The following is a 25470-nucleotide window of genomic DNA, read 5'->3' on the forward strand; positions in this document are numbered from 1 at the left end:
ACACGATTAAATTGATAATTTTGATTCAAACAGTGGACTGACTGGTTTGTTCTCATGGATTCGTTTGATCGCTTCGCCCATCAAGGCACCGACACTGATCTCATCGATTTTTTTCGACTTGCGGTCTTCTGGCAAGTGAATCGAATCTGTCACAACTAGATGCTCAATGGCAGAATCTTCGATCCGTTCCAAGGCAGGTCCTGACAAGACAGGGTGGGTACATGAGGCGTAAACACTTTTAGCACCTGCTTGTTTCAACGCATTCGCAGCCAATGTGATGGTACCAGCAGTATCGATCATATCGTCGATCAAGACACAAGTTTTGCCCTCAACATGACCAATGATATTCATGACTTCTGCTACGTTGGCTTTCGGACGACGTTTGTCGATGATCGCGATTGGTGACTTAAGAAACTCAGCTAATTTACGGGCACGAGTCACGCCCCCGTGGTCTGGTGAAACGACGACGACGTCATCGCCTTGAATGCCTCTTTCCAAGAAGTAGTTGGCGATCAATGGTGCACCCATCAAGTGGTCAACTGGGATATCAAAGAACCCTTGAATCTGTGAGGCATGCAAATCCAGTGTAACCATGCGGTTCGCACCGGCTTTTTCGATCATGTTTGCTACAAGTTTTGCGGTGATTGGTTCTCTTGATCGCGCTTTGCGGTCTTGTCTTGCATAACCATAATAAGGCATTACTACATTGATCGTCTTCGCACTGGCGCGCTTCAAAGCATCGATCATGATCAGCAATTCCATTAAGTTATCGTTTACAGGGCTGCTGGTTGATTGAATCACGTAGACGTGGGCACCACGAATACTTTCTTCAATATTCACTTGGATTTCACCATCGCTAAATTGTTTGACTGAACACTTACCTAATTCAACACCTACTGCAGCTGCGATTTTTTCCGCCAAAGGACGATTTGAGTTCAGAGAAAAAATCTTCAATCTTGGATCAAAATAATGATTTGACATGAGAACCTCCACTTTCTTTGCGTTCATCTAGAAAAAAATGACTCCTTTTACTAGAATCTTCTTCCTAATAAATAGTAGTCATTTTTCCTTAAGAAATCAAGTCATTTCGCTATTTCTAATTTAGATAAGGCAACTTTTTCGCGTAATCCGCTTTATTTTCCTGACGGGCGCGGGCAATCGCCATACTGTGTTTAGGAATATCTTTGGTGATCGTTGAGCCAGCAGCGATCATCGTTTCCTCTTCAATGGTCAATGGTGCAACTAGATTGGAGCCAGAGCCGATAAAGCAATTGTCGCCGACAGTCGTTTTGAATTTGCTCTTGCCGTCATAATTAACAAAGACTACGCCGCAACCGACATTGATGTTTTTGCCTAAGGTCGCATCGCCAACATAAGACAAGTGTCCGACTTTGGTGCCTTCACCAATCGTCGCATTTTTGACCTCCACAAAGTTCCCGATATGGGCATGGGCCAAAATTTCCGCATGGGGACGAAGATGGGCATTGGGACCGACATCGGCGCCATCATGAATGATGCTCTCCTCGATCGTCGATGCCTTGATCGTCACTTGGTTGCCGATCTTGCTGTCTTCTATTTCAGAAGCTGCCGTAATGACACAGTCTTCTCCGATCGTCGTCTTCCCTTTGATGGTGACACCGGCTTCGATCAGAGTATCTGAGCCGATCACAACACCTTCGTCGATATAAGTCGTTGCCGGATCGATCAAGGTCACACCATTTTGCATGTGCTGACGATTGATCCGCTGACGCATCAAGCGATTGGCTTCGGCTAAGGCGATGCGGTCATTGACTCCTAATGATTCATGAAAATCTTCGGTTTGATAAGCAGCGATGATTTTGCCGTCTTCCTTTAAGATCTCGATGATATCAGTCAAGTAGTACTCCCCTTGGGCATTGTCCGTATCTAATTTTGCCAAGGCGTCAAATAACAATTCATTATCGAAGCAATACGTCCCTGTATTGATTTCTTGGATCAGCGCTTCTTCGATCGACGCATCTTTTTGCTCAACGATTTTCTCCACGATACCGACACGATCCCGCACGATTCGTCCATAGCCTGTTGGGTTTGCCGCTTGCGCCGTTAAGATCGTCGCCGACGCATTTTTCCCTTGGTGGTAATCGAACAAGTTATTCAAGGTTTCCGTCGTCAATAACGGTGTATCCCCACTGATCACTAAGGTCGTCCCTTTTTTGCCTTTTAAAAACGATTCGGCTTGAACGACAGCATGGCCAGTACCCAATTGTTCGGCTTGTAAGGCATAGTTGGTGCGATCCCCCAGTTGCTCTTTGACCATTTCTGCCCCGTGACCGACAATCGTCACGATCTCTTCAGGATTTGTTTCCACCACTCGATTCATGATGTGCTCCACCATTGGTTTGCCACAAACAGGATGTAACACTTTATATAACTTCGATTTCATGCGCGTGCCTTTTCCAGCCGCTAAAATTATTGCAAAACGTGCGTCCACGTATTCCACTCCTATCAATCTGAACGATTTTAGTTCATTGAATTTCCTATAAACAGTTTAGCCCAAGTACTTGTAAATTTCAACGATTTAAGGAATCCCCACCTAGACCAATCAAAAAAAAGACTGGCGGCCGCCGTTTAAAAAACAGCTGCTTGCGCCAGTCTAAGAGCCACAAAAAATCAGGCTTTTTTCTCAAAGTAATTTCCCGGTACTACCGAGATCGTTTTGGTCTGGGTATCGACATCTTCAACATACAGCAGAGAACTGTAATCGCTGATGGCCCGCTTGCCTTTGAATTTCGTTTCGGCAAAAACCGTAATACCGACTAATTCGGCTTCAAATTCTTCAATCAAGCTCTTCATCCCATTGACCGTGCCGCCGCCTTTCATAAAGTCATCGACCACCAATACTCTAGAGCCGCGCTTTAAGCTGCGCTTGGATAATTCCATTTTTTCGATGCGCTCTGAAGAACCAGAGACATAATTGACACTCACGGTCGAGCCTTCAGTGATCTTGGAATCACGACGCACGATCACGAAGGGAACATTCAAGTAGTAAGAGACTGCTTGAGCGATCGGCACTCCTTTAGTAGCAACGGTCATCACCGCATCGATTTGTTCGCCTAAATATTTTGAAGCGATGATGCGGCCGACTTGGCGCAGCAATTCCGGTTCGCCTAATAAGTCAGATAGATAAACATAGCCGCCAGGCAACAAACGGTCTTGCTCAGACAAGCGTTCTGCCAGCCCTTCGACGTACGCATACGCTTCTTCTTCAGAAATTTCAGGCACAAAAAAAACACCGCCAGCAGCGCCTGGCACGGTATCAAGAATGCCTGTTCCTCGTTCTTTAAAGGTCTTTTTGATAATAGATAAATCTTCGCTAATCGATGATTTTGCAGAGGCATATCGTTTAGAAAAGAAGGACAATGAAATCAATTCATGGGGATGATTCAACAAGTAATGTGTCATATCGATCAGTCGTTCACTTCGACGTATTTTCACACCGGACAACTCCTTTAGTTTATTCGCCTTATTATAAGGCTTTTTCGGGATAAATGCGAGCATTATCTAAAATATTGCTTATATTGTTCGGTTTTGATTAGAGTTTAAAAAAAAGAAACGAAAATTCTTCGTTTCTTTTTCATAAAGCCCTTTATTTTAGGCGTTGTTTTCGTTGGACGAGGATCACGATGCGTTTGATCAAATTGATCACTAAGAAAAGAGCGATAAAAACCAGCGTGATCGTCGCTCCCGGTGGTGTGTCCAAATAAAAGGAACTGGTCAAACCAGACATCATCCCAATCATGCCGATCACGACACTGATCAAAATCACGGCATTGAAGCTCTTGCCTAAACGCATACTGATGGCAGCTGGTAAAACCATGATCGCAGAGATCAACAATGCACCCGCAATCGGGATCATCATGGCGATTGCCACCCCCGTCAAGACATTAAAGAGCATCGACATCACTCGCACAGGCAAGCCATCGACATGGGCGGTATCTTCATCAAAGGTCAAAATGTACATGGGCCGTTTGAATAAGAAAAATAAAGCAAAAACGACTAAAAACAAAAAGCCTAAGATCCAAACTTGTTCTTGTGTGATCGTAACGATCGACCCAAACAAATACGATTGGATACTCGTTGCGGAGTTTCCACCGCTAAGGTTCATCAGGACGAGGGCTAACGCTAAGCCGCCGGACATCAAAATGGCGATCGAGATCTCTGAATAACTGCGGTACAGTGTTCGCAAGTATTCCAAAATGATTGCGGCAATGACTACGATCAATAGCGTCGTCAAACTCGGATTTAGATTTAGAAAGAAGCCCAGTGCCACCCCTGCTAAAGAGACATGGGACAGCGTATCAGCCATCAATGACTGTCGCCGAATCACTAGAAAGACCCCCAGCATCGGTGCGATACCAGCAATAAAAATCGCCGCAAGAAAAGCTCTTCTCATGAATTCATATGAAAGCAACGCCATGGTGAATCCTCCTTCCGCACTAAACGGATCTGACGGTCCGCGTATTCTTTGATATCTTCGTGATCATGGGTGATCATCAAAATCGACTTGCCGTGGTCATGAGCATTGTGCCGTAGCAGTTCATAAAACAGATTGCGGGATTGTTCATCCATCCCCGTAGTCGGTTCATCTAAAATAAATAAATCAGGGTCCGTGGCAAAGACCCGTGCCAAGCTGATCCGCTGCTTTTGGCCACCGGACAACTCGCCGATCCGTTTATGACGCACGTCCCACATCCCGACGGCATCTAATGCACGGCGGACATGTTCATGGTCTCGTTTCGTCAAGCGCTTGAACCAGCGATCTCTTGGGTAGCGGCCCGATTGGACCAATTCCAAAACGGTGCTGGGGAACCCGACGTTAAAGGAGGCAATCTGCTGAGGAATGTAGCCGATGCTTAATTTTTCACCAGCAGCATTTTTGGTCGCCAAGGTGACTGCTCCTTTAGAAGGTTTCAACAAACCAAGAGTTGCTTTGATCAAAGTAGATTTTGCCGCCCCATTTTCGCCAGTCAAAATCACGAATTCGCCGTCTTCGACAAAGTAGGAAATGTCTTCCAGGACGGGCTCATCATCATAATAAAAGGTTAAATCTTTTACATCGATATAACGCACGCAGGCGCCTCCTTAGTGAATACTTTTTTGTAATGCTGCCAAATTGTCTTCCATCACAGACAGGTATGTTTCGCCGTTATCCATCTGCTCTTGCGTCAAGCTTTCTAATGGATTCAAGACCGCCAGCTCCACTCCTGTTTCAGACGCTAAGGTCTCAGCCACCTTCGATGACGCGTTTTCTTCAAAATAGATAACTTTGACTTGTTTTTCTTCTACATATTCTTTCAGCTCAGCCAACCGACTTGGCGTTGGTTCTTGATCGGGAGAAATGCCCGAAATCGATTCTTCGACTAAATCATACTGCCGTGCCAAATAGCCAAAAGCTGCGTGCTGCGTAACGAAGGTTCGTTGGGGCGCATCCTTTAACGCCGCTTGGTAGGCTTCATCTAAAGCAGAAAGCTTTTCGATATAGGCAGCTGCATTTTCCGTGAAAGTTGCCTTTTGCTCAGGAAACTTCGCAATCAAGTCATCGCGGATCGTTTCTACTTCTTGGATCGCTAAGACTGGGTCGGTCCAAACATGAGGGTCATACGTATGATCATGGCCTTCATGGCTGTCTTCGCTTTCGTGATCATGCGCGTCATGATCTTCCTCCTCTGTGCCTTCCACCAACTGAATGTTTTTGGCCGCTTCGATCACGGCTGTTTGCTCAGGATCGACGGAATCCGTCAAACTAGCGACCCAAGTTTCTAGCTCAGGACTATTGTAGACAAAGGCATCTGCATCCATGATTTTGGTCATATCTTTGGCACTTGGCTCATAGTCATGGGGTTCGGTTCCTGCAGGGATCAACAAGGAGACCTCTGCTGCGTCGCCTACGACTTCTTTCGTAAATTCGTACATTGGATAAAACGTCGTGACGATCGACAGCTTCTCTGTGTCACTCGATTGGCTTGTCGCTTCTTGCTGCCCACAAGCGCCAAGAAGCACGCCCCCTAAAAGGAGTGCTGTAGTAAGTAAGATTTTTTTCATCGGGATTTCCCCTTCCATTTGCTGGCTCTTCTTTTTATTTTAAAACGGAACAACTCCGTTTTGTTAGCAAAAGTTACTCTATCAAATGATTTCCGGTTCGTCAAGACAAATCGTACGTTTTACGATTTAAAACTTTTATTTCGAGATAAATCGGAAAACATAGGAGAAAACGTTCATTTGAAGCGGCTTCTTCTCTCAGGAACTTAGCCATATTTTACACCATTCGCCATGCGCCCCTGCTGTACCAGCTTGAAAAATTAGAGAGTATGTAGGATAATAACCTAAAAGCACTTGGAGGAAACGAAGATGAATGAATTTGTGACTGTGCCGCCAACTGTAACCAACAGTGAACTGCTGAATCGAATCGATTTACCGGAAGATCCTGCATCGCAGCAAACCGAAGAAATCCGCAAAGCGATCGACAAACCATTGTACGAAGAAGACAAAAAGAAAAAATCCGCAAAGCAGCAGCACCAAAAAGAATAGCCTTTGCTTTACGTAAAGAATCAGACCCCGACGCCTTATTTTCGTCGGGGTCTTTTGTGTAGGGCAGCTTCTAGATGCTTCCTTCCCCACTTCAGCTGCCTTTTTCTTTACTATTGAAATAGAAGGCATACAAAAAAACACAGGCGAATTCAGCCTGTGTCCTTGACTCATTCATTTCAATGTACGTACAAGATAAACCTCATCGCAGAATCCTTTTAAGGCATTATAGACCCGCTGTGCCCGCGAATATTTTTGACAAAGAGCAAAGACAGTCGGTCCGCTGCCGGTCATCAAGGCAACATCGGCACCATATTTCATCATGCGATCTTTGATCTGTTGGACGATCGGATACTTCGGGATCGTGATGGCTTCTAGGCTATTGCCCATGGCAGCGATCATTGCTGGATAATCTTCGGCTAAGACGGCGGCCGACAATGCCGCGATATCTGGATGGTGCAGTTGGTCTAGCTCAACTTCTTGAAAGATTTTCCCCGTTGAAACACTCAAACGAGGTTTAACCAAGATGACCCAACATTGCGGCATCGGCCGCAGCGGCGTCACCAGCTCCCCTTTTCCTGCAATATGGGAAGTGGTCCCATAAAGACAATAGGGAACATCGGTGCCGACTTCCATACCAATATCGATCAGCTCTGCCATGGAAAGGTCTAAATGCCAGAGGCGAACCATCCCCCGCAGCGCTGCCGCACAATCCGTACTGCCCCCACCTAACCCAGCTGCCACCGGGATATTCTTGGTGATGCGGATACGGATGCCTTTTTTTATGCCGTAGCGTTTTTTTAAGATACTGGCGGCTTGATAGACATTATTGCGTTTGTCGATCGGCAAAAAGGCTTTGTTGGTTTCTATAATGATCTTATCTTCTGCTATCTCTTCCATTATCAGACGGTCGGCTAGATCAACACTAGACATCACCATTTCCAACTCATGGTAGCCGTCTGTTCTTTTCTCTAACACATCGAGACCGAGGTTGATCTTAGCTGGCGCTTTTTCAATAATCTCCATCTTCATTCATCCAATCATCTGATAGTTATTTAGTTCTATCATAGCAGATTCTTATAAGATAGTTGAGTGATTTCTCTTGTTTTTATGATTGTTGCCATTTTGGTTGCCCTTTGGCTTGGTTCCTCGTAAAATAGAAGTACCAACTCAATAGATAAAAGAAAGCGGGGGAACCACATGGCAAATTTGATTCCAAGAGATTTCGCAGGCGGCGAAGAACTATTAGGCAAATTAATGAACAGTTTTTGGCAAGAACGGCAAATGAACACGGACATTAAAGAGTACGAAGACAAGTATCTCGTTCAAGCAGATTTACCCGGCATCAAGAAAGAAAACATCCGCGTCAGTTACGTCAACAACACGCTGACGATTTCAGCGGCTCAGACAGAGACCACGGAAACCGAGGAGGATTTCGGACATTATTTGCGCAAAGAACGCTCTAGCAGTGCCTATCAACGGACCTTCACCATCACAGACATTGATGACGAGTCCATTAAAGCAGTGTTTGAAGACGGCGTTTTGACCCTGACGTTACCAAAAGCCAGCTACAAAGACGCACCCGCAAAAAACATTCCGATCGAATAACCGAGATACCAAAAAGGCAGTCCCTTCAGAGAACGCTCTGAGGGACTGCCTTTTCTTATTTGCGTGCTTGTCGTCGATACGCCTGTCTTGAGGTCTGTGGTTCTTCTTCAGAAATCTCTTTTTTGACGTACAATTTCAAACTGTATGGTTCATGGTATTTCACATCATTTTTGACAAAATCACCGCCAGTGATAAATAAGCCCACTGGTTCTAAGGGCTGTTTGCCTGTCCATTGGATCGTGCCGACTTTCGTCATCTCCGTGTAGCTAGTGCCGATCTGCAATGCGTACTCATTTTCCCCTTGCTGTTTGACAAAATAGTAAGGATACAAGGTGTTTTTCGGGATCGTAAAGCCGTTGGATGACGGTTTGATCGCCAATTCTTCTTGAGCGATCAAGGTCTGCAAATGATTCGCCAATACCAGCTGATAGTCTTCTTCAAAATGGATCACCGCTTTTTCAGTCGTCAAACGATCAATGTCGGTGGTGCTGATGGTTTCTCCTTCAATATTGAAGACTTCGTCTGGTAAAACTTTGACAAAGGCCTGTGTGACATCGAACTTCATATTTTTGTTTAAGAAATAATAGAAGATATTCAGTACCCAGAAGTAGACTAAGACCAAAAAGCCGACCGTATAAAAGATCGCTTGAAAATAGTTTTGGTTCGCAAACATCCCGTAGACGATCCGCAAAATATACGCCGTTGGAATGATACTGAGGATGGTATAGGCACGGTTCAAATATTTAGGACTGATATCGAGATAGCCCAAAAATTTATGGATGCCGTTGATTAAATCTAAAATAAGCGTCATTTTCTCACCTACTCATTTCCTTGATTCTCATCCATGATCCCTTGTGGATCTGGCGTGGTCTCTTCACTTGAAGAAGGTATTTCCTGATTGTTTGCCGGCGTTGACGGAACTGTCGCTCCACTTGAAGGTGTTGTGCTGGCCGGTGTCGAAGAAGACGGTGTCGTTCCCGACGATGCTGGTTCACTGCTGGATGACGGTGTTGTCTGCTGGTCATCGTTCGTCGGTTGTGAGTCCGTGCTAGCAGGTGTCTGATTTTGACTGTCTTCTGTCATCGAAGAGGGTGTGCTTTCACTTGGTGCTTGTTCGGTCGTTTCTGTCGTTTCCGTCGCACGACTTGGTTGGCGGTAGCTGCCTGAATTCACCACGCCGGTGGCAGTGGCAATGATCGTTGATATCGTTAAAAGTGCAATTGGTTTTAAAATAGGCGGGACTTTTCGCATGATTCTCATCCTTTTCTTACCCGATGTTGCCCATTGGCAGCCTCGGTTCCTTCAGCCTCTTCTTACCTTTATAATCGTTTCTGACAAAAGGGTCAAGATTCCAGAGGCTTCTGTCGCAGGATTTAAAAAAAACTAAACATGTAACTGTTTTCACAAAAAAACAACGACGGCAGTTGCCGCCGCTACACAAGGTATTCATAAAACTTTTCAAAGGTCAATCGCAACGTGCCATGGTAATCCCGTAAAAGGGCGGGCAAGGCGATCACTTCTTCATGTTGGATCGGGGCATCGATTTGGATCACCGCTTCCTCCTCATCCAGATAATAAGAACTAAACAGTTCATCATCAGCGACTTCTTCTAGCTGATTGGTCAGCTCCTCATAAAACTTTTCTACGATCGGTTCTGCCAACTCATCAAAGACCGGCTGCAAGGCTGCTTCTACAGCTGGAAACGGCTGCGCGAGTAATTGCTGTCCGCTGAGGGAATGGCAGGTATTCTCATAGGTCAAATAAAGCAGGTCGAAATAATCCTCTTCTTCCCCGATCGCTTCTAGCGTCAAAAGGGCTTTTTCTACCAATGAAACAAAGGCCGAGGATACCTCCTGATGCATCACCGCATCAACTTTTTCAAATAATTGCTGTTTCTCGATGACAAATCTTTCTTCCATAAAAATGAATTCCGCTTTTTCAAAGCAAAGGGGGGTATCAGAGATAAATAGTTGGATCGTTGCCATGGCGTTGCCTTCTTTCTTTTTCAAGCTGCAGACAAACAGATGATTTGTCAACAGCGAAAATCTTCGTTAGCATAAATAATAGCAGGTGAACAAATTGTTCATCAAGTAATAAGGAGGAGATCGAATGAGTAAAGTTGCTGTTATTGTCACTGATCTAGTTGAAGATGTTGAGTTGACGTCACCAAAAGAAGCACTGGAAGCGGCTGGACATGAAGTAGTCGTTATTAGTAATGAAGGCGCCGAGACCGTCGAAGGCAAACAAGGTGGAACATTTCCCGTCGATGCGGCCATTGATACGATCGATCCTGCAAGTTTTGATGCTTTGTTGATCCCAGGCGGTTTCTCCCCTGACCAATTACGGACCGATGAGCGCTATGTGTCATTGACGAAAGACTTTTTGACATCTGATCGTCCCGTCTTTGCCATTTGCCACGGCCCACAACTGTTTATCCAAACAGGACTGACAAAAGATTTGACCTTGACGGCTTATGATTCTGTGCGACCAGATTTAGCCTACGCAGGGGCCACCGTCAAAGATGAGCCTGTCGTGATCGACGAAACCTATCGGTTGATCACCAGCCGAAACCCAGATGACTTAGATGCCTTCAATCAAGCCATTACCGAGGCATTGAACTAACCACGAATAAGACTTGGTTTCTTAGAGAAAAAAAGCCGCCAATTGCAGCGTTCGATCCTTCGTATCGATCGAGCTGCAGCTGAGCGGTTTTTTCTTGCGTAGCTTTTCAGTTTTCAGTGAATAGCTCGTTTCCCGTTACTCGTCAGAGGGCAACTCAAAACCATCGAAAGTCTCGCCATCGTAATAGCGCAATAACTCTTCCGTCGATAATAAGGAAGACGTCATTTCTTCCTGTGCCTCATTGGCCTCTCGAAGTTGGGCAAGGTAAGCCGCGTAGGCTTCTGCCAACTGCCGATAAACAGCTTGCCGCGAAGTTCCTTCTGCTTGGATCGTCGGCAATTCACGGATAAAGGCCCGATAGACGGGGCGGTTTTCCAGCCATTCGATCGGCAACTCAATTACTTGAAGCTGGGCTTCTTCAAACCATCGTTCCATCGCTCTCCCTCATTTCTTTTCTTATTATCGTCAAGTTAGCAACAAAGGTCAATCAGTGAGCAAAAAAACACAGAACAAGCGTTGAAAGAAATTGCCACATCCGCAAAAGCTCGCTTGTTGGGCTAGCTTTTACGGATGCGGCAATTTATCTGCTTGTTCTGTGTGTTACTCGTTTTTATGCGGCAACATACGCATATTTTTCAATGTTTTGTCGGATCGTTTCAATCATGTCTTCATCTTGTAAGCCAGTGATTTCTGCAATGACTTCCGGTAGTGATTTTTCATCCAAAAGTGCTTGCAATTGTTGACTTTGCTCATCTTCAGGGTCTTTGTAGTTGAAGATCATGCCAATCGTTTCATAGAGATGATCTGGCTGCATGTTGCGTTTTTCTAACTCAAGGACTGGTCGGATAAAGCGTTCTTCAGTTCCTAATTTGCGGACAGGTGTCCGTGCCACCCGTGTGATAGCATCGGAAATGTGTTTGTTTTTAAAGCGTTGGATTATTTTTTCGATATACCGTTCATGTTCTTCGGGATCAAAGGCCCACTTCTCAATTAAAAGCCGCCCAGTTTCTTCGAGAACGGATTTTAATTGGATCACCACTAAATGGTCCTGCATCGCTTCATCGATCGTCTGATAGCCTTGGAGGGCGCCTGTGTACGCTACCGTAGCATGACCCGTATTGACACTGAATAATTTCCGTTCAATATACGGTTCCAGGTCCGCCACATAATGGACCCCTTGCAGATGGATCGAGGATTTCATTCCTGACTCTTGGATCACCCATTCGCAAAAAGGTTCTACTTGAACGAATAAGGGATCTTCATGGTGCTGCAGCGGTACGATGCGGTCCACCGCTGCATCTGGAAAACCAACCGTCGCTTCTAACGCGGACCAATCCGCAACGTATTTTTGCACTTCGCTTTTTAAAAAGGTCGATCCACCGATCATGTTCTCACAGGCGATCACATCAATGGCTGGCTTGTCTGGGTATTGTTGACGTGCTTCTAAGCCTTTGGCGATCAGCTCAGCGATATGCGGCAAAATGTTGGGACCAATGGCAGTCGTAAGGATGTCTGCCTCAGCGATCGCTTGGATCACCGCTTCTGGTTCTTTGGCATTGTTTAATCCCGTCACATGCTCGATGTGGATCTGTTCTTGGGTCTCATCGGCTAATTCGATGGTATACCCTTGTCTTGCTTTTAAGGCGTCAATGATCGTTTCATTGACATCAATAAATGTGATTTCAAAGTTGTTGGCAGCCAATATCTCGCCGATAAAGCCGCGACCAATATTACCTGCACCAAAGTGAACTGCCTTCATGTCTTGTCTCCTCCTTAAATCCTTATGCTACGGTCAAACTTTGGGCGATTTCTTCTTTATCTAAGGCATCCGCCAATTCGACAACGTTATCGATATCGCTGCAAAAGAGGGCGATTTGTTGGACCAATTGCAGGTGATCTTCCCCTTTGCCCGCGATGCCGAAAAGGACGGTGACGATTTTTTCTTCGTCCGCGGTACCGAAATTCACGCCATCAGGTACTTGCACGATACAGATACCAGATTTTTTGACGTATTTTTTGGCTTCATCCGTGCCGTGAGGAATCGCAATAAAGTTCCCCATATAGACTGAGAGCATCTCGTCACGCTCAAGCATGGCTTCGACGTATTCTTTTTCCACACAGCCTGCCGCCAGCAATTTTTCGCCGCAGTAACGAATGGCTTCTTCTTTGGTCGCAAATTGTTTGTTCAATTCAATCATGTCTTTTTCTAATACTTGCATTCGGCTCATCCTTTCTTAATTCGCTGCTTTGATCGATGCCACGATCCGTTGATAGTTCGTCGTTCCCATCAGATTATTGACAGATAGGTGGATCGCTTCTGGCGCTGACGTTTGCGCTTGCGGCGTTAGGGCTTCTTTTGTGATCACCAGTGAAGAGGCGTTGGCATGGAGATCATTGATATGGCTTTTTCTGATTGGCATCGTCAGAGCTTCTTTGGCTAAAAGATCTTGGAAAACTTTCTGAGCCATCGTTGCCGAACCTTTGCGATCATCGTGGGCCAAAATGATTTCACTGACTTGCTTAAGGTCATTGGCGGAAGGAACATCTACCTGATTGCCTGCTTCAGACTTTTTTGCTGACTCCCCCGTTGTCTTAGTCCCTGACAATGTGGCTACGATTTCATCGTACCGTGGAGAGTTCAGGAAATTTTCAACCGCGACAAAAGTCGCATTTGGCGCTTTTTGTTTGGCACGTTCTTGCAATTCTTCTTGAGTGACGATCAGCGTATTGGCATCGTCCGTTAAATTGTTGATGGCGGAATTAGAAACATTTTGTGGAAGACCCGCTTCTTTGACTTTTTTCCGTAAGATCGATGCCCCCATAGCACTGGAGCCCATGCCTGCATCACATGCGAAGATGATACGATTGATGCCAGTCATTGGTTGAGCCGCCAAGCCTTTTGAGCTAAGTTTTGCTGCTTGCGTTTGTTGTACTTTTTCTTCAAAATTATCCACCGTATCCTTCGCATCCGCTTTCAAGATCGCGGCAGCGACGATAAAGGATACGCCTGCTCCTACGGCAATTCCCGCTAAGACAGAAACGACACTCATCACCGAGTTGAATGGCGTCATTGCTAAGATCGCAATGATCGAACCTGGTGAAGCAGGTGCCCGTAAGCCTGCACCTAGCAATTGGAAGGTAAAGCTTCCTGATACACCGCCGGCAATCACTGCTAAGAACATCAATGGTTTCATCATGACGTATGGGAAGTAGATCTCATGGATCCCACCGATAAAGTGAATGATGATCGCTCCAGGTGCCGAAGATTTCGCTGCTCCTTTTCCGAAGAAAGTGAAGGCTAGCAAGACTCCTAAACCAGGTCCAGGATTGGCTTCTAACAAGTAAAGAATCGATTTCCCAAATTCGCTGACTTGCTCAGTACCTAGTGGTGTCAAAATTCCATGGTTGATGGCATTGTTTAAGAATAGGATTTTAGCTGGTTCAATAAAAATATTGGCTAATGGAATCAAGTGGGCATTGACGATCACTTCTACCCCTGCTGCCATTGCTTCTGTCAAGGTGTTAACAACTGGCCCGATTGCTACAAAGCCCAGTAATGCTAAAGCAAAACCGATCAAACCTGATGAAAAGTTGTTGACCAACATTTCAAAGCCAGCGCGAACTTTGTCTTGGAAAATCTCGTCAAATTTCTTGATGACCCAACCGCCTAAAGGACCCATGATCATTGCACCCAATAGCATTGGGATATCCGTTCCGACGATGACCCCCATCGTTGCGATCGCCCCAACCACGGCTCCGCGGTCACCAGCAATCACTTTCCCGCCGGTATACCCGATCAAGATTGGGATCAAATACGTCAGCATTGGACCGACCATCGTTGCAAAGGCTTCATTTGGTAAATACCCATCTGGAATAAATAATGCCGTTAATACACCCCATGCAATCAATGCGCCGATATTTGGCATCACCATACTCGACAACGTACTGCCTAATTTTTGAACTTTTGCTTTGACTGATGATTTGGCTGCTTTTTGTGTCTGTTCCATTTTTTTCTCTCCTCTCGTCTGCTTACACCCTTATTGTAGGCGCTTCCCAAAAAGCTCGAAAGTCGTACTTTGGCACAAAAAACTGTGCCAAAACTTGTAGCCAAACGGATAGAACAAAAAAAGGCGAGCAGCCCCTGCACTCGCTTATTTTTGTTATGTTTCACGTGGAGCATTTTTTTGGATTTTGCCTAAACACAAAAAAACGTGTACTCACTCCTTCTACACAAGGTAGAAAGAGCAAGTACACGGAGGCAGCTCATTCACGTATTTCGTTCGCTGCTCTTGTTGCAAGCCAGTCTGCTGCTGATTGCTTATTCTTCTGCCAGCAAAATCTGTTGGATCTCTTCAACCGATTCGGCATCACTAAGCGCCCGAACATTTTGCATATCAGAACAAAAAAAGGCGATTTCTTGCAAAACAGCTAATTGCTGCTCTTTTAGGACGACTACGAAAAGGATCGTAGCGATTTTGGGCTGCTCCTTCGTGCCGAAGTCAACGCCATCAGGCACTTGGATCAAAAAGAGTCCTTCTTCCTTGATCCATTGCTGGGCTTCTTCTTCCGCATGGGGCAATGCCACAAAGTTGCCGATGTAAACACCTGCTTTTTGATGGCGCCGCAAAAGGCTTTTGACATAGGGGAAGGAAACGATCTCCTGGTTGACTAAGTACTCGCCAATTTTTTTTAGGGCCTCTGTGGCATCGGTAAAGTGTTGATCCAACAAAATCCGCTCCTGTGGAATATACATCGCTGATCCCTCCTATTGTTTTACTTCTTCAATCAAGAGCGAAGAGAGCAACTGATAAATAATCGAATCATTGCCCGAATTAAAAATCTCCGTATTTAGATCATTCATAATGATCGAACCACTGATTTTTCCTAACATCTGAGAGCTTGTTTCATTGATAGGATACGGCGCCAGCATGACTAATAAACGGGTAACAGCGATTTCTTTTTTATCCATCGCTAAAAGAGGCAAAGGTTGTTTCAAGTCGAAAATACGAAAAACTGGTTGCAGGATCGCCGAGCTCGCCGCGTGAAACAAGGCAAAGTGAGTGTCAGGAATGCCCACTGGCGCTTGGAAGTAGCGCCGTAAGAGACGATCAACGACTTTCTCACGATCCAAAACAACATGCTCATCAAAAGACGTCAGCACCAGCTGCAACGTTTCTTCCAAGTCCGCTGGGTTATCAATGGCTTGCACTTGAAACAGCGCCAATAGCTGGTTAATGGCTTCGATAAAAGCCAAGACCGCTTCATAGGATTCCTCTTTGACCAAAGCAGAGGGTGCTTTTTTTGCGGAACGTTTTTTCTGACTAATGGCTTGGAAGGCCTTCTTCAACTCTTGAATATCTTCTTCTAGCAGGATCGGTGAAACGAGTTTGTACTCTCCTTGATACCCTGGCAGCAAGGAAGTCGAGATCACCAAGTCATAGGTCTCCTCGATATTTTCCCGTTTGACATCTCCCACTCGAAAGAAGGTGATTTGATTGATAAAGGGAAAATGTTTCCGCAGCTGCATCTCTAATAAACTGATGGAGGCTAATCCGCTAGGAGAGATCCCTGCAATATTGACTTCTAACACTTTCGGATTTTTTTCCAACGAATTGGCAAAATGCAGGACCATATAGGCGATTTCTTCTTCCGAGAACTGCTGCTGCGGAAAGACCTGCGGCAGATGATTGCGAATCCCGCTGGCGATCTCGACATACTGGTTCATGATTTTTTCTAGGATAGGGTTGTTCAAATGATCTTCTTCTAAAATCGCCCGCGTCATCACTCCTGAGATATGGGTCAGCAGCATTTTATACAAGTTCGTATCTTCATAAAACGCCACTTCCGTTTGCTCACTGACCAATTCGATCAAGCGTTTCACACGATAAGCCAAGTCAGTATCAAAATTGTCATCAAAAAAATCACGATCAAAGGAATTAGCAAAATCACCTAGTAACACGGCAAAAAAGACGATTTCGTTGATGGAATAAAGCAGTTTCGTCTTTTCGGCGATCTGAGCAAAAATCTTTTTCGCCACCTTCAGCAAGTCTTTGTTGATCTGACTCGGGTACGTCTCTTCTTCCACCGTGTAGCCCAAAGCTACCCGATCCATGGCTAGCGCCAGCATCAAGACGATAAACGCCAATTTGCGGTCACTAAGTTCCTTGAACTGCGGCTCGATGGTTTCTCGAATCAGCCGCTGGGCTAGCAATAGATGGTCACGGGACAGAAATTGAAAAATAAACGGGGCTTCATCATCGGTTTCCAGTAAATGGAAAAATTGGTACTCATTGATCTCCATCACTAGTGTATTGGCTGTGATCAACCGCCGATATTTTTCGGAGCCTTCGATCTCATACCCTTGATTGCGCACGATCCTTAACGGCAGCCGTGCGAGACTTTCTTCTAGCTGTTTGATATCTGAAAAAAACGTCGTATTGCTGATTTGGTAGCGATCCAAGAAGAAATGACTAGATACAGGCTTCGTGGCGGTAGTCAATTGCAGCAAAATACGATGTTGTCGCTCACTAGCCGCGAATTCTTGATCGGTATCTGCCATAATGGCTTCTTGCAATTGGCGAATGCTCGTTTCTGATGCAAAAATTTGGAAATGACCACGACCGACCTTCTCTAAGGTAGCTCCTACTGTTTCCAGCGATTTTTCTAGATTAGCCAGTTCACGGTACACCGTTCGTTTACTGACTTTTAAGACTTGCATCATGCGATCTAAAGAAACTGGACCGGTACTATTCATCAATTCCGTTAATAAAAGTGTTTCACGATTGGTCAAAAACATAGTCGACTCCTTCTGTCAGTAACTGACGATACGCATCTGTCGTCAATAAATCATCCACCACCAGCAAAGGAACATCTGGGATCGGGCACTTTTCTGCAAGTTCTTTCGGGAGGATATAGACTGCCGTAGGGTCAAGAGCTTGTCCTTCATACGCCATTTTTTTGATGGTCAAAGACAGCGCTTGTTGGCGGGCCATTTTTCTTAATATCTCCACTGCCATCGTTTGTGAACCGCGTTTTTTTCCAGTATACAAAAAGATGATCGTTGAAAATCCTAGCGAACTTGCTGCCTCGGTTTGCAGCGATTTTTGCGGATCCTGTTCTCTTCTTTGTAATTCTTTAATCAGCGGGGCATACTCATCTGCCGCCAAAAAATTATCTAACACATAATGCTGTGCGTGTGGTGTCTGCTTTTGGGCAATAGCTGCTAATTCCCGTTGGGTGATCACCAAAAGCGCGGGATCATCGATCACACGATAAATCGATTGATAGCGGACAGGAAACGTTAGCTGGGCTTCTTGTAATTGTTTTTTTAGTATGCTGGCACCAATCGCACTGGACCCCATCCCTGCGTCACAGGCCACGACGATCTCCGTGACTTTCTTCATTTTCGGCATCTTACGCTCCTCATTTTCTGTATTGGTCTTCCGTTTTAACAGCACACTAGCGATTGCAAACGATACGACCGTACTGACGACAATCCCAGCTAAGACACCTAGGATCATAGACGGCGGTGTATTGAGTAAAATCGCTAAGATCGAGCCCGGAGACGCCGGTGCTCTTAAGCCTACCCCTAAAAATTGGAAGATCAGCGTGCCACTGAAACCACCAACGATCGGACCGAGCAACACCCAAGGATCGAGCAGAACAAACGGGAAATACACTTCATGAATCCCACCAATAGCCTGCACAAAAACGGATGCTGCGGCATTCGTTCGGTTTCGCTTTGAACCAAAAAAAAGATACGCCGCTAAGACCCCTAATCCTGGACCGGGGTTGGCCTCGATCAAAAATAAAACCGACTGACCATTGAGTGCCGCTGCTTCGATCCCTAGCGGTGTAAATAGACCATGGTTGACAATATTATTAAAGAACAAAACCTTCAATGGTTCTACAATGATATGAATAAAGGGCAAGACGTTTTGCTGAACAAAATAATCAACGAGCTGATAGCTGCCGAGACTGAACCAATTAAAAAGCGGCGCCAATAGGAAGTAACTGCCTAAAAAGAGGAGTCCGCCAAACGCACCTGCAATAAAATTGCGCACCAGCATCTCATAGCCACTTTTGACTTTGCTCACGATCGAATCACTGCGGTACAATAGCCAGCCCGCTAGCGGTCCCAGCAGCATCGCCCCAAAGACCTGGGGAATATCGGTTGCGAGAATAGCCCCTAAGACCGCCACTGCTCCTACGACCCCACCTCGTTCAGGCGCCAACATCTGCCCACCTGTATAGGCGATCATGAGGGGCAGCAGCACAGTCAAGACCCCTTGTTCCATTTGCTGGATCACTTGTTGATCGACTGAGAAAAAAGGCAGCAGGAATGAAATCAGCATCCACGCAATAAAAATACTTAAATTCGGCATCATCATGCGAGAAAGATAATTCGTATAAAACTTAACCGTTATCATTTTTTCTCTGGAAGACGAGGTCTTGTTCATTTTATCCGCTTCCTTTCTCTTCTCTATTATAAGATGTTCTGGCAAGACTGAAAACAAAAGGTTCTACAATATTTAGTGTTGGTGGAAAATCTACGGATTTTCTACTGACACTTTTTTTGTAAAAAAAGATAGAAAAAGAGATAGCCTAACTGGTAGAATTTAGTCGACTAAAACAAAACCACACCAAGAAAGGATATCTCCATGGATCATTGTACTAGAAACTTGTTAGGTTTAACAGATGAAAATTTATTCTTCGAAGAAGAATGGTTAGAGACTATAGAAGAAGAGGGGTTTCGCACCAATCTTATCCATGCCAAACTTAGCTATATACCAAGCCATTGCCGTAAATGTGGTATCAAAAATGAAGGACAAATCATCAAGAATGGCTCACATAAAACAAAAGTCCAACTTTTGCCTTATCGAGACATCAAAACAGAATTACGCTTGGTACGTACGCGCTTTTACTGTAAAGAATGTCAGTCGACATTCAACGCTCAGACCAATTTGGTGGATGAAAACTGCTATCTTTCAAAGGAATTAAAGGTTCAAATTGCCTTGGAACTGGCGAAGAATACAACAAGAAAAGAAATTGCCGATCGCTATTTTGTCTCTGACGTAACCGTTCTGCGTGTCCTACACACCTGTTTAAAAACGTATCATCCTCGTTTTGATACATTACCTTCGGTCCTTTGTTTTGACGAGTTCAAATCGATGAAGTCCTGCAGTGGAAAAATGAGTTTTGTCTTTATGAATGGGCAGACCCAGCAATTAATCGGTGTATTGGAGAATCGTCGCCTGGCTTTCTTAAAACCATATTTCCTTAAATTCACTCGAAAAGCACGAGCGAACGTGAAATACGTCGTGATGGATATGAATGCCCCTTATTTTGAACTTGTAAAGGCGGTCTTCCCAAACGCCAAAATCGTGACCGATCGCTTTCACATTGTCCAACAAATCACTCGTGCGTTAAATCAGTTGCGAATTAAAACAATGAATAGCTTTCAAAAAACGGAACCGACAAAGTATCGACGATTGAAGCGATTCTGGAAATTACTCCTTAAGCATGCCTATGATCTGGATAGTTCCAATTATCAATATGATCGATCCTTTCGTAGACCAATGACGCAAAAAGCGATCGTCGATGAACTTTTGAGTTATGACGAGCAATTAACAAGGGCTTACGAGACCTGTCAGCTCCTCCTCTATCACCTTAAACACAAGGACAGCCAAAGCTTTTTCGATACGATCAACAGCTTAGATCAACGCCTCCCACAATGGTTTTGTAAGAAGCTGACGTTTTTAAATAAATACAAATTAGGGATTCAATATGCTTTAAAAACCAGGTATAGTAATGGTGCATTAGAAGGAACAAACAACAAGATAAAAGTGATAAAACGAGTAGCCTACGGCTATCGAAATTTCCATAACTTTCGAGCAAGAATTTATCTCATTCAAGGATTGATCTTCCAAGTAAAACAAAAACCAGTTAAGCACTCTGCCTAACTGGTTATGACTAAATTTTCAGTTGTATCTTTCTCTACCAACACTAAATGTCGAAGAGCCAAACAAAAAAAGCATACGTTTTTTAAAACAGAAATCAAAAAAAGCTGACGTAAAACGCCAGCTTTTGAAATAGCTTCAATTGATTTAGTTTACGCGTACCGCGAAATCTGGTGAGTAATAAGAGTAACTGCTAACAGAAACATTTTGACCTGGTGTTGGTGCATGAACGTATTGTCCGTTACCCATAGCGATCGCCACGTGGTGTGTGCTTCCGCGGCTACCCCAGAATAACAAGTCACCAGCTTTTGCTTCATTGATTGAGATCACCGTACCAGAAAATTCTTGTGCGTAAGTTACCCGTGGTAATGAGATCCCAACTTTAGCAAATACATATTGTGTAAAGCCAGAACAGTCAAAGCCGTCTGGTGTCGTACCACCCCATACATAAGGAGTACCAATGTATTTCATTGCTTCTGCTACGATTGCTGAACCGTTGACCGTTTGTGCGGGTGCAGGAGTATTGCTTGCACCATTGCCGCTATTGTTCGATCCTTGGTTGTTATTGCTATTGTTATTGTTGGCAGGAGTCGATGGTGTCGTATTTGTTGAACCGCCACCTTGTGATGAACTGCCTTGCGTAGTATCAGTCGTAGAACTAGAATTTGTTGTAGCGCTTGGTGTTGTTGAATTTGATGTTGAAGATTCACTAGACGCTGCTGCTTCCTGAGTAGCTGCTTCAGCTGCTGCCGCTTCTTGAGCCGCTGCTTCTTGTGCTGCTTGTTCACGAGCGGCTGCTGCCGCCGCTTCTTCTGCAGCGATGCGTGCTTGTTCTGCTTCGTATTCTTCTTTTTGTTTTTCTAAATCAGCTTTTTCATCTTCTTTAGATGCTTGTTGAACAGCCAATTCCGCTTGTAAAACATTTAAATCGGCTTGTTTGGCTTGTAGATCCCCTAATTGTGTTTCTAGCTCAAATTGGTTCGCTGCGATTTCTGCCAATTTATCGTCGTTTTCCGCTTTTTTCGCTTCAACTGCTTCTTGGTCTGCCTTTTGTTGATCCACAAGATCTTTGTTAGCATTGACGATCGTCGTCATTGCTTGCACACGGCCAATAGCATCTGTTAAAGAGTCAGCTTCTAATACTGCATCAATAAAGTTCGTGCTTTGACCATTGACTTGAACGTCACGGGCTTGTTTTTGGATCGCTTCTTCACGCTTTTCGATTCTGACTTTCAAATCAGCAATTTCTTGCTTCAACTTTTCAGAATCCGCACGCAAATCACCTTGTTGTTGCAACAAAGTTTGGGCTTTTTCATTGATTGCAGCCACGTCGCTTTCAAGTGCTGCTACTTGTGACTGGATGCTCGCTTGCTGGTTTTGCAAGTCAGAGATCTCTTTATTTTTTTCTTCAATTTTATTGTCAAAATCTGATGCAAAGACAAGTGTCGGTGCTGCTGCAGAAGTAAGAACAATTGAACTTACTAACAATAAAGATAAAATTCGCTTTTTCACTCTTCATTCCTCCGGCTGTTGCTTCCCCTAATATGGTTTTTTTATGTATAAATGCTTAAGAATACCTAAAGTCCTTCACGATAGTGTGATTGTAACACAGCCGTATGTCAGAGAGATAAAAGGAATATTACAAAAACATTTCAATCGCTGTTATTTTTATACAGTCAAACGCAAAAAAAATGAAGCTATTCGTCTTTGAATAGCTTCATGAATGGAACGACTAAAAGGATAAACAAAATGATGTTCAATAAAAGCGTTGGTGCTAAAAAGCGGGAAACAAAGAATGACGTGCTAACTGAGGCGATCTTAAATAGCAACTGGACGCCCAACGTCACAACTTCTAAGCTTGTAACAAAGATGATCATTCCGAAAAACATGGTAAATACATTTTGATAAAGCGTATTTTTCAAAATATACATGATCCACACGATCAAGGGAAACGCCACCGTGTAGATGCCGATCACACCGACATAATACACGTCATAGAGGCAGCCGATCACAAGCGCCGTTGTGATCAAAAAGTTTTTCGGCAAATACTTCGCGCCACATAAAAGGGCGATCAATAAAAGATGCGCACTGGCGATATAATTGTCTTGGGTCCATTTTTCTAAAAAACGCGTCAGTTGTCCATCTGCCAACATCATCAAAAAGAAGACGCCCGCTGCCAGGTATTTGATGTAGTCATGCTTTTTCATGGCTATTCCTCACCTGCCAAGCGTTTGATAATCGTTACTGTTTGAATATCATACATTTGGGCATACGGTTTTACAAATACTTGGGTATCAAGACCAAACTCATCTTTGGTGGTACGGATCACTGTTCCGATCGCTAAGTCGGCAGGTGAGTTTCCTCCTAATCCAGAGGTCTGCACGACATCGCCTTCCTTCAGCTCATTGTCCCCTGTCAACTGGGTAATGACCAAGGAACGTTCTTTTTGATCGTAACTACTTAGAATCCCAAAGTTTGACCCATCTTCGCCGCTGATCCGAACCGGATAGTGGTTAGAATTCTGGTTTTCAGAAGTCAAAAGTTCAATTTTAGAAGAAGCTGCATTGACTTCTACCACACGACCAATCAAGCCTTTTTGCGACATGACCGCCATGTTGACCTCAACGCCGTCTCTTGAGCCTCGATCCACGATCAGCATATCTTGCCAAGTATCAGGTGACCGATTGATGACATTGGCGGAGATCCGTTCATAATTCGTCAAGGTCGCATTCAGCTCTAGCTCTTCTTTCAAGGCATCGATTTCTCTTTGCGCATTGTCCTTCGCTTGTTCCAATTCATCAAAACTGTCCAATTTCTCTTTTAAACGTTCATTTTCTTCATACGTCACAAACAAGTTTTTGACTGAATTCGCCCCATTTTCGATCCAACGAAAAGGCGCCGTAATCACTTTATCGATAAAGCCAACGGAGTCATTGACCGTTGATTGCACAACATTGGTGGAGTTTCCCGCAGCTCTGCGGGCGATCGTCACGCTTAATACGGTGACAACTAAAATCACAATAATCAATGTGATGATAATATTTTTATTAGGATTAAACTTTTTCACAAAGACACCTCAAATAATTCCAAACTGTAGTTCCAATTTTACCATTAATACCCTGCAAACAAAAGCTAAGTTGACCGTCTTAATGTTTTTTTTGTAATTAAGTTTCTGAAATTTTCAACAAAAAAAAGAGACGTTTCGTCTCTTAATCACAACTTTGAATGACTGCTATCATCCCGCTGCTAAAGGAAAAACCTGCTGTTTGTGTCAGAAATTCATTGCTGGCATAAGAAGTTGGGTACGGCACTTGGACGTTTTCTAATAAATACTTGCTACCTGTCAACGTCAAATCTGTTACCGGCGTCAAACAGCAGTACGCCAAATACTGCATCTCGGGTTCTTTTTCCAATTGATAGGTGCCTGGTAAAAAGAACTGAACGACATTTTGACGATCTAAAAAACGCAGATTTGGGGCAAATGGACGAAACCGATCTTCTAAAGGCAGCCATAGATTGGCTAAAAGATGGTCGAGACGTCCTCCTGTTGCACCAATCAAGTCGATTTGCGCTTCTGGATAGCGACGCAACGTCTCCACCAATGCCAATTGGGTATCTGTATCATCTTTTTCAGCAGGCGCTTGGATCACTGTGTTGACTTGTTGTTTGACTGCTTGCAGTTCGCCTGCGGTCAAAGAGTCGAAATCACCAATCGCTAGATCGACTGGCCGTTGGTGCTGAAGCAAAAACAATGCCCCGCGATCAATCCCAATGTATTTGTCATACGTCATCAGCGGCGGCCAATTTTCAGGGCGCCCCCCTGCTGCTAACAAAATCTTCATTTATTGCAAAGCTTCTTTCAAGGCTCTGATTTGTGCTGCAGGTTCATCGGCATCGTAAATATAGCTTCCTGCTACGAAGACATTTGCACCTGCTTCCAGGCAACGTTTGGCTGTCTCAGGAACGATCCCGCCATCTACCTCGATATCATAATGGTAGCCTTTTTCTTCTTTTAAAGCAGCCAGTACCGCAATTTTTTCTAGTGATTCTTCAATAAAGGATTGCCCACCAAACCCTGGATTGACCGTCATGACTAACACTTGATCACACATAGATAAAACATGTTCAATGGCTGATACTGGTGTGCCTGGGTTGATGACGATTTCTGCTTTGACATTTTCTGCCACAATCATTTGGATCGCACGATGGATATGAGGCGTGGCTTCCGCGTGGATCCCAATGATATCTGCGCCAGCTTCTGCGAAGGCATGAATATACTTTTCTGGCTCGGTGATCATTAGGTGAACATCCAACGGCAGTTTGGTAACTGGGCGAATCGCTTTAACGATGTTTGGGCCTAAGGTAATATTAGGGACGAAATGACCGTCCATCACGTCTACGTGAATATAATCTGCGCCATGGCGCTCTACCAGCTCAATGTCTCTTTGAAGATTTGCAAAATCGGCACTTAAAATAGATGGTGCTAGTTTTATCATGCTTTTCCCTCACTTTTTCTTCTTTTTATAAACCGGACGTCGGTTTTCAATCTCTTCTAAAAATTGCACGTAATTCTTATAACGAGTCTCGGCAATCTCATTTGCTGCAACCCCCTGCTTAACTGCACAATCAGGTTCATTAAGGTGCCTACATTCCCTAAAACGACAGTTGGCAGATACCGCTAAAAAGTCAGGAAATAGTTTGGGTAACTCCACCGCTT

27 protein-coding genes (1 of these 27 running past the window's edge) are annotated in these 25470 nt (G+C 44.5%); 4 read left to right on the forward strand and 23 right to left on the reverse strand.

The genetic code is table 11. From position 1 onward, the window contains the following. Nucleotides 1-6 precede the first annotated feature (6 nt). From IGI69_RS16365 to IGI69_RS16390, 6 genes are all read right to left on the reverse strand, one after another. Entirely contained in the window at nucleotides 7-981 is a 975-nt protein-coding gene (locus IGI69_RS16365; RefSeq protein ID WP_005230276.1) for a ribose-phosphate diphosphokinase, read from the reverse strand. Nucleotides 982-1096: 115 nt separating this feature from the next. Continuing rightward, the gene (glmU, locus tag IGI69_RS16370) at nucleotides 1097-2470 is read right to left on the reverse strand and encodes a bifunctional UDP-N-acetylglucosamine diphosphorylase/glucosamine-1-phosphate N-acetyltransferase GlmU (RefSeq protein ID WP_438741455.1); all 1374 of its coding nucleotides are present in this window, start codon (nucleotides 2468-2470) and stop codon (nucleotides 1097-1099) included. A 179-nt stretch (nucleotides 2471-2649) separates the two neighbouring features. After that, on the reverse strand, nucleotides 2650-3474 hold the full coding sequence (purR, locus tag IGI69_RS16375) for a pur operon repressor (protein ID WP_005230273.1): 825 nt from the start codon (nucleotides 3472-3474) through the stop codon (nucleotides 2650-2652). A 151-nt stretch (nucleotides 3475-3625) separates the two neighbouring features. Further along, nucleotides 3626-4456, reverse strand: coding sequence for a metal ABC transporter permease (locus IGI69_RS16380; protein WP_005230272.1), 831 nt, complete (start codon nucleotides 4454-4456; stop codon nucleotides 3626-3628). Then, on the reverse strand, nucleotides 4429-5109 hold the full coding sequence (locus tag IGI69_RS16385) for a metal ABC transporter ATP-binding protein (protein WP_005232967.1): 681 nt from the start codon (nucleotides 5107-5109) through the stop codon (nucleotides 4429-4431). Before IGI69_RS16385 ends, IGI69_RS16380 begins: the two co-directional genes overlap by 28 nt. 12 nt (nucleotides 5110-5121) lie before the next feature. Further along, a complete protein-coding gene (locus tag IGI69_RS16390; RefSeq protein ID WP_438741457.1) occupies nucleotides 5122-6081 on the reverse strand; it encodes a metal ABC transporter substrate-binding protein in 960 nt (319 codons plus the stop codon). A gap of 306 nt (nucleotides 6082-6387) precedes the next feature. Between IGI69_RS16390 and IGI69_RS16395 the strand changes: the two genes are divergently transcribed. After that, nucleotides 6388-6567, forward strand: coding sequence for a hypothetical protein (locus tag IGI69_RS16395; protein WP_438741459.1), 180 nt, complete (start codon nucleotides 6388-6390; stop codon nucleotides 6565-6567). A gap of 171 nt (nucleotides 6568-6738) precedes the next feature. Here the strand turns inward: IGI69_RS16395 and ispE are convergent, their stop codons facing one another. After that, nucleotides 6739-7590, reverse strand: a complete 852-nt coding sequence (gene ispE, locus IGI69_RS16400) for a 4-(cytidine 5'-diphospho)-2-C-methyl-D-erythritol kinase (RefSeq protein WP_034858541.1) — start codon at nucleotides 7588-7590, stop codon at nucleotides 6739-6741. Between the two features lie 174 nt (nucleotides 7591-7764). Between ispE and IGI69_RS16405 the strand changes: the two genes are divergently transcribed. Continuing rightward, on the forward strand, nucleotides 7765-8172 hold the full coding sequence (locus IGI69_RS16405; protein WP_005230267.1) for an Hsp20/alpha crystallin family protein: 408 nt from the start codon (nucleotides 7765-7767) through the stop codon (nucleotides 8170-8172). A gap of 55 nt (nucleotides 8173-8227) precedes the next feature. On the opposite strand, the gene IGI69_RS16410 is transcribed toward IGI69_RS16405, so the two are convergent. The 3 genes from IGI69_RS16410 to IGI69_RS16420 form a co-directional block, all read right to left on the reverse strand. Continuing rightward, complete coding sequence (locus tag IGI69_RS16410) at nucleotides 8228-8983, reverse strand: DUF6681 family protein (RefSeq protein WP_438741462.1); 756 nt, start codon at nucleotides 8981-8983, stop codon at nucleotides 8228-8230. An 8-nt stretch (nucleotides 8984-8991) separates the two neighbouring features. Next, a complete protein-coding gene (locus IGI69_RS16415; RefSeq protein ID WP_010748855.1) occupies nucleotides 8992-9423 on the reverse strand; it encodes a hypothetical protein in 432 nt (143 codons plus the stop codon). 182 nt (nucleotides 9424-9605) lie between these two features. Continuing rightward, nucleotides 9606-10157, reverse strand: coding sequence for a hypothetical protein (locus IGI69_RS16420; protein ID WP_438741464.1), 552 nt, complete (start codon nucleotides 10155-10157; stop codon nucleotides 9606-9608). A 124-nt stretch (nucleotides 10158-10281) separates the two neighbouring features. Here IGI69_RS16420 and IGI69_RS16425 point away from each other — a divergent pair, with 124 nt between their 5' ends. Continuing rightward, nucleotides 10282-10794 (forward strand): type 1 glutamine amidotransferase domain-containing protein, encoded by a 513-nt coding sequence (locus tag IGI69_RS16425; RefSeq protein ID WP_142425192.1) that lies wholly within the window; start codon nucleotides 10282-10284, stop codon nucleotides 10792-10794. A 135-nt stretch (nucleotides 10795-10929) separates the two neighbouring features. Here IGI69_RS16425 and IGI69_RS16430 read toward each other — a convergent pair whose 3' ends face one another. The 7 genes from IGI69_RS16430 to IGI69_RS16460 form a co-directional block, all read right to left on the reverse strand. Next, complete coding sequence (locus IGI69_RS16430) at nucleotides 10930-11229, reverse strand: hypothetical protein (RefSeq protein WP_195961621.1); 300 nt, start codon at nucleotides 11227-11229, stop codon at nucleotides 10930-10932. Between the two features lie 175 nt (nucleotides 11230-11404). After that, a complete protein-coding gene (locus IGI69_RS16435) occupies nucleotides 11405-12553 on the reverse strand; it encodes a mannitol-1-phosphate 5-dehydrogenase (protein ID WP_086291447.1) in 1149 nt (382 codons plus the stop codon). Between the two features lie 22 nt (nucleotides 12554-12575). Next, the gene (locus IGI69_RS16440) at nucleotides 12576-13013 is read right to left on the reverse strand and encodes a PTS sugar transporter subunit IIA (protein ID WP_005230254.1); all 438 of its coding nucleotides are present in this window, start codon (nucleotides 13011-13013) and stop codon (nucleotides 12576-12578) included. 15 nt (nucleotides 13014-13028) lie between these two features. Beyond that, nucleotides 13029-14801 carry a PTS mannitol transporter subunit IICBA gene (locus IGI69_RS16445; protein WP_010748850.1) on the reverse strand — a complete coding sequence of 591 codons (1773 nt, stop codon included), beginning with the start codon at nucleotides 14799-14801 and terminating at the stop codon, nucleotides 13029-13031. A 311-nt stretch (nucleotides 14802-15112) separates the two neighbouring features. Continuing rightward, entirely contained in the window at nucleotides 15113-15547 is a 435-nt protein-coding gene (locus IGI69_RS16450) for a PTS sugar transporter subunit IIA (protein ID WP_086338843.1), read from the reverse strand. Between the two features lie 12 nt (nucleotides 15548-15559). After that, complete coding sequence (locus tag IGI69_RS16455) at nucleotides 15560-17590, reverse strand: BglG family transcription antiterminator (protein ID WP_005230244.1); 2031 nt, start codon at nucleotides 17588-17590, stop codon at nucleotides 15560-15562. Then, a complete protein-coding gene (locus IGI69_RS16460) occupies nucleotides 17571-19253 on the reverse strand; it encodes a PTS sugar transporter (protein ID WP_438741468.1) in 1683 nt (560 codons plus the stop codon). Before IGI69_RS16460 ends, IGI69_RS16455 begins: the two co-directional genes overlap by 20 nt. Before the next feature lie 201 nt (nucleotides 19254-19454). Between IGI69_RS16460 and IGI69_RS16465 the strand changes: the two genes are divergently transcribed. Further along, nucleotides 19455-20756: an ISL3 family transposase gene (locus IGI69_RS16465; protein ID WP_438740869.1), complete on the forward strand. Its 1302-nt coding sequence runs from the start codon at nucleotides 19455-19457 to the stop codon at nucleotides 20754-20756. Between the two features lie 144 nt (nucleotides 20757-20900). Here IGI69_RS16465 and IGI69_RS16470 read toward each other — a convergent pair whose 3' ends face one another. From IGI69_RS16470 to rsgA, 6 genes are all read right to left on the reverse strand, one after another. Then, the gene (locus IGI69_RS16470; protein ID WP_413127661.1) at nucleotides 20901-22265 is read right to left on the reverse strand and encodes a C40 family peptidase; all 1365 of its coding nucleotides are present in this window, start codon (nucleotides 22263-22265) and stop codon (nucleotides 20901-20903) included. Between the two features lie 185 nt (nucleotides 22266-22450). Next, nucleotides 22451-22960, reverse strand: coding sequence for a rod shape-determining protein MreD (gene mreD / locus IGI69_RS16475; RefSeq protein ID WP_005230239.1), 510 nt, complete (start codon nucleotides 22958-22960; stop codon nucleotides 22451-22453). Between the two features lie 2 nt (nucleotides 22961-22962). Beyond that, nucleotides 22963-23820, reverse strand: coding sequence for a rod shape-determining protein MreC (gene mreC / locus IGI69_RS16480; RefSeq protein WP_413127664.1), 858 nt, complete (start codon nucleotides 23818-23820; stop codon nucleotides 22963-22965). Between the two features lie 142 nt (nucleotides 23821-23962). Continuing rightward, nucleotides 23963-24595, reverse strand: a complete 633-nt coding sequence (locus tag IGI69_RS16485) for a thiamine diphosphokinase (protein WP_005230235.1) — start codon at nucleotides 24593-24595, stop codon at nucleotides 23963-23965. Further along, nucleotides 24596-25249: a ribulose-phosphate 3-epimerase gene (rpe, locus tag IGI69_RS16490; RefSeq protein WP_015510634.1), complete on the reverse strand. Its 654-nt coding sequence runs from the start codon at nucleotides 25247-25249 to the stop codon at nucleotides 24596-24598. Between the two features lie 9 nt (nucleotides 25250-25258). Further along, nucleotides 25259-25470, reverse strand: partial view of a ribosome small subunit-dependent GTPase A gene (gene rsgA, locus IGI69_RS16495; RefSeq protein ID WP_213357248.1) — the final stretch only. The gene runs 673 nt beyond the window's last position; the window shows 212 of its 885 coding nt (coding positions 674-885); its start codon lies beyond the right edge, outside the window; its stop codon occupies nucleotides 25259-25261.

The organism is Enterococcus sp. DIV1083b, assembly GCF_051713705.1.
In the GTDB taxonomy this organism is placed as follows: domain Bacteria; phylum Bacillota; class Bacilli; order Lactobacillales; family Enterococcaceae; genus Enterococcus_D; species Enterococcus_D casseliflavus.

Bases quoted from the DNA above. Each gene is read 5' to 3' on its own strand.
- IGI69_RS16365 (WP_005230276.1), bottom strand. From the start codon at position 981: ATGTCAAATCATTATTTTGATCCAAGATTGAAGATTTTTTCTCTGAAC.
- IGI69_RS16380 (WP_005230272.1), bottom strand. From the start codon at position 4,456: ATGGCGTTGCTTTCATATGAATTCATGAGAAGAGCTTTTCTTGCGGCG.
- IGI69_RS16390 (WP_438741457.1), bottom strand. From the start codon at position 6,081: ATGAAAAAAATCTTACTTACTACAGCACTCCTTTTAGGGGGCGTGCTT.
- IGI69_RS16395 (WP_438741459.1), top strand. From the start codon at position 6,388: ATGAATGAATTTGTGACTGTGCCGCCAACTGTAACCAACAGTGAACTG.
- ispE (WP_034858541.1), bottom strand. From the start codon at position 7,590: ATGGAGATTATTGAAAAAGCGCCAGCTAAGATCAACCTCGGTCTCGAT.
- IGI69_RS16405 (WP_005230267.1), top strand. From the start codon at position 7,765: ATGGCAAATTTGATTCCAAGAGATTTCGCAGGCGGCGAAGAACTATTA.
- IGI69_RS16410 (WP_438741462.1), bottom strand. From the start codon at position 8,983: ATGACGCTTATTTTAGATTTAATCAACGGCATCCATAAATTTTTGGGC.
- IGI69_RS16415 (WP_010748855.1), bottom strand. From the start codon at position 9,423: ATGCGAAAAGTCCCGCCTATTTTAAAACCAATTGCACTTTTAACGATA.
- IGI69_RS16420 (WP_438741464.1), bottom strand. From the start codon at position 10,157: ATGGCAACGATCCAACTATTTATCTCTGATACCCCCCTTTGCTTTGAA.
- IGI69_RS16425 (WP_142425192.1), top strand. From the start codon at position 10,282: ATGAGTAAAGTTGCTGTTATTGTCACTGATCTAGTTGAAGATGTTGAG.
- IGI69_RS16430 (WP_195961621.1), bottom strand. From the start codon at position 11,229: ATGGAACGATGGTTTGAAGAAGCCCAGCTTCAAGTAATTGAGTTGCCG.
- IGI69_RS16435 (WP_086291447.1), bottom strand. From the start codon at position 12,553: ATGAAGGCAGTTCACTTTGGTGCAGGTAATATTGGTCGCGGCTTTATC.
- IGI69_RS16440 (WP_005230254.1), bottom strand. From the start codon at position 13,013: ATGCAAGTATTAGAAAAAGACATGATTGAATTGAACAAACAATTTGCG.
- IGI69_RS16445 (WP_010748850.1), bottom strand. From the start codon at position 14,801: ATGGAACAGACACAAAAAGCAGCCAAATCATCAGTCAAAGCAAAAGTT.
- IGI69_RS16450 (WP_086338843.1), bottom strand. From the start codon at position 15,547: ATGTATATTCCACAGGAGCGGATTTTGTTGGATCAACACTTTACCGAT.
- IGI69_RS16455 (WP_005230244.1), bottom strand. From the start codon at position 17,590: ATGTTTTTGACCAATCGTGAAACACTTTTATTAACGGAATTGATGAAT.
- IGI69_RS16460 (WP_438741468.1), bottom strand. From the start codon at position 19,253: ATGAACAAGACCTCGTCTTCCAGAGAAAAAATGATAACGGTTAAGTTT.
- IGI69_RS16465 (WP_438740869.1), top strand. From the start codon at position 19,455: ATGGATCATTGTACTAGAAACTTGTTAGGTTTAACAGATGAAAATTTA.
- mreD (WP_005230239.1), bottom strand. From the start codon at position 22,960: ATGAAAAAGCATGACTACATCAAATACCTGGCAGCGGGCGTCTTCTTT.
- IGI69_RS16485 (WP_005230235.1), bottom strand. From the start codon at position 24,595: ATGAAGATTTTGTTAGCAGCAGGGGGGCGCCCTGAAAATTGGCCGCCG.
- rpe (WP_015510634.1), bottom strand. From the start codon at position 25,249: ATGATAAAACTAGCACCATCTATTTTAAGTGCCGATTTTGCAAATCTT.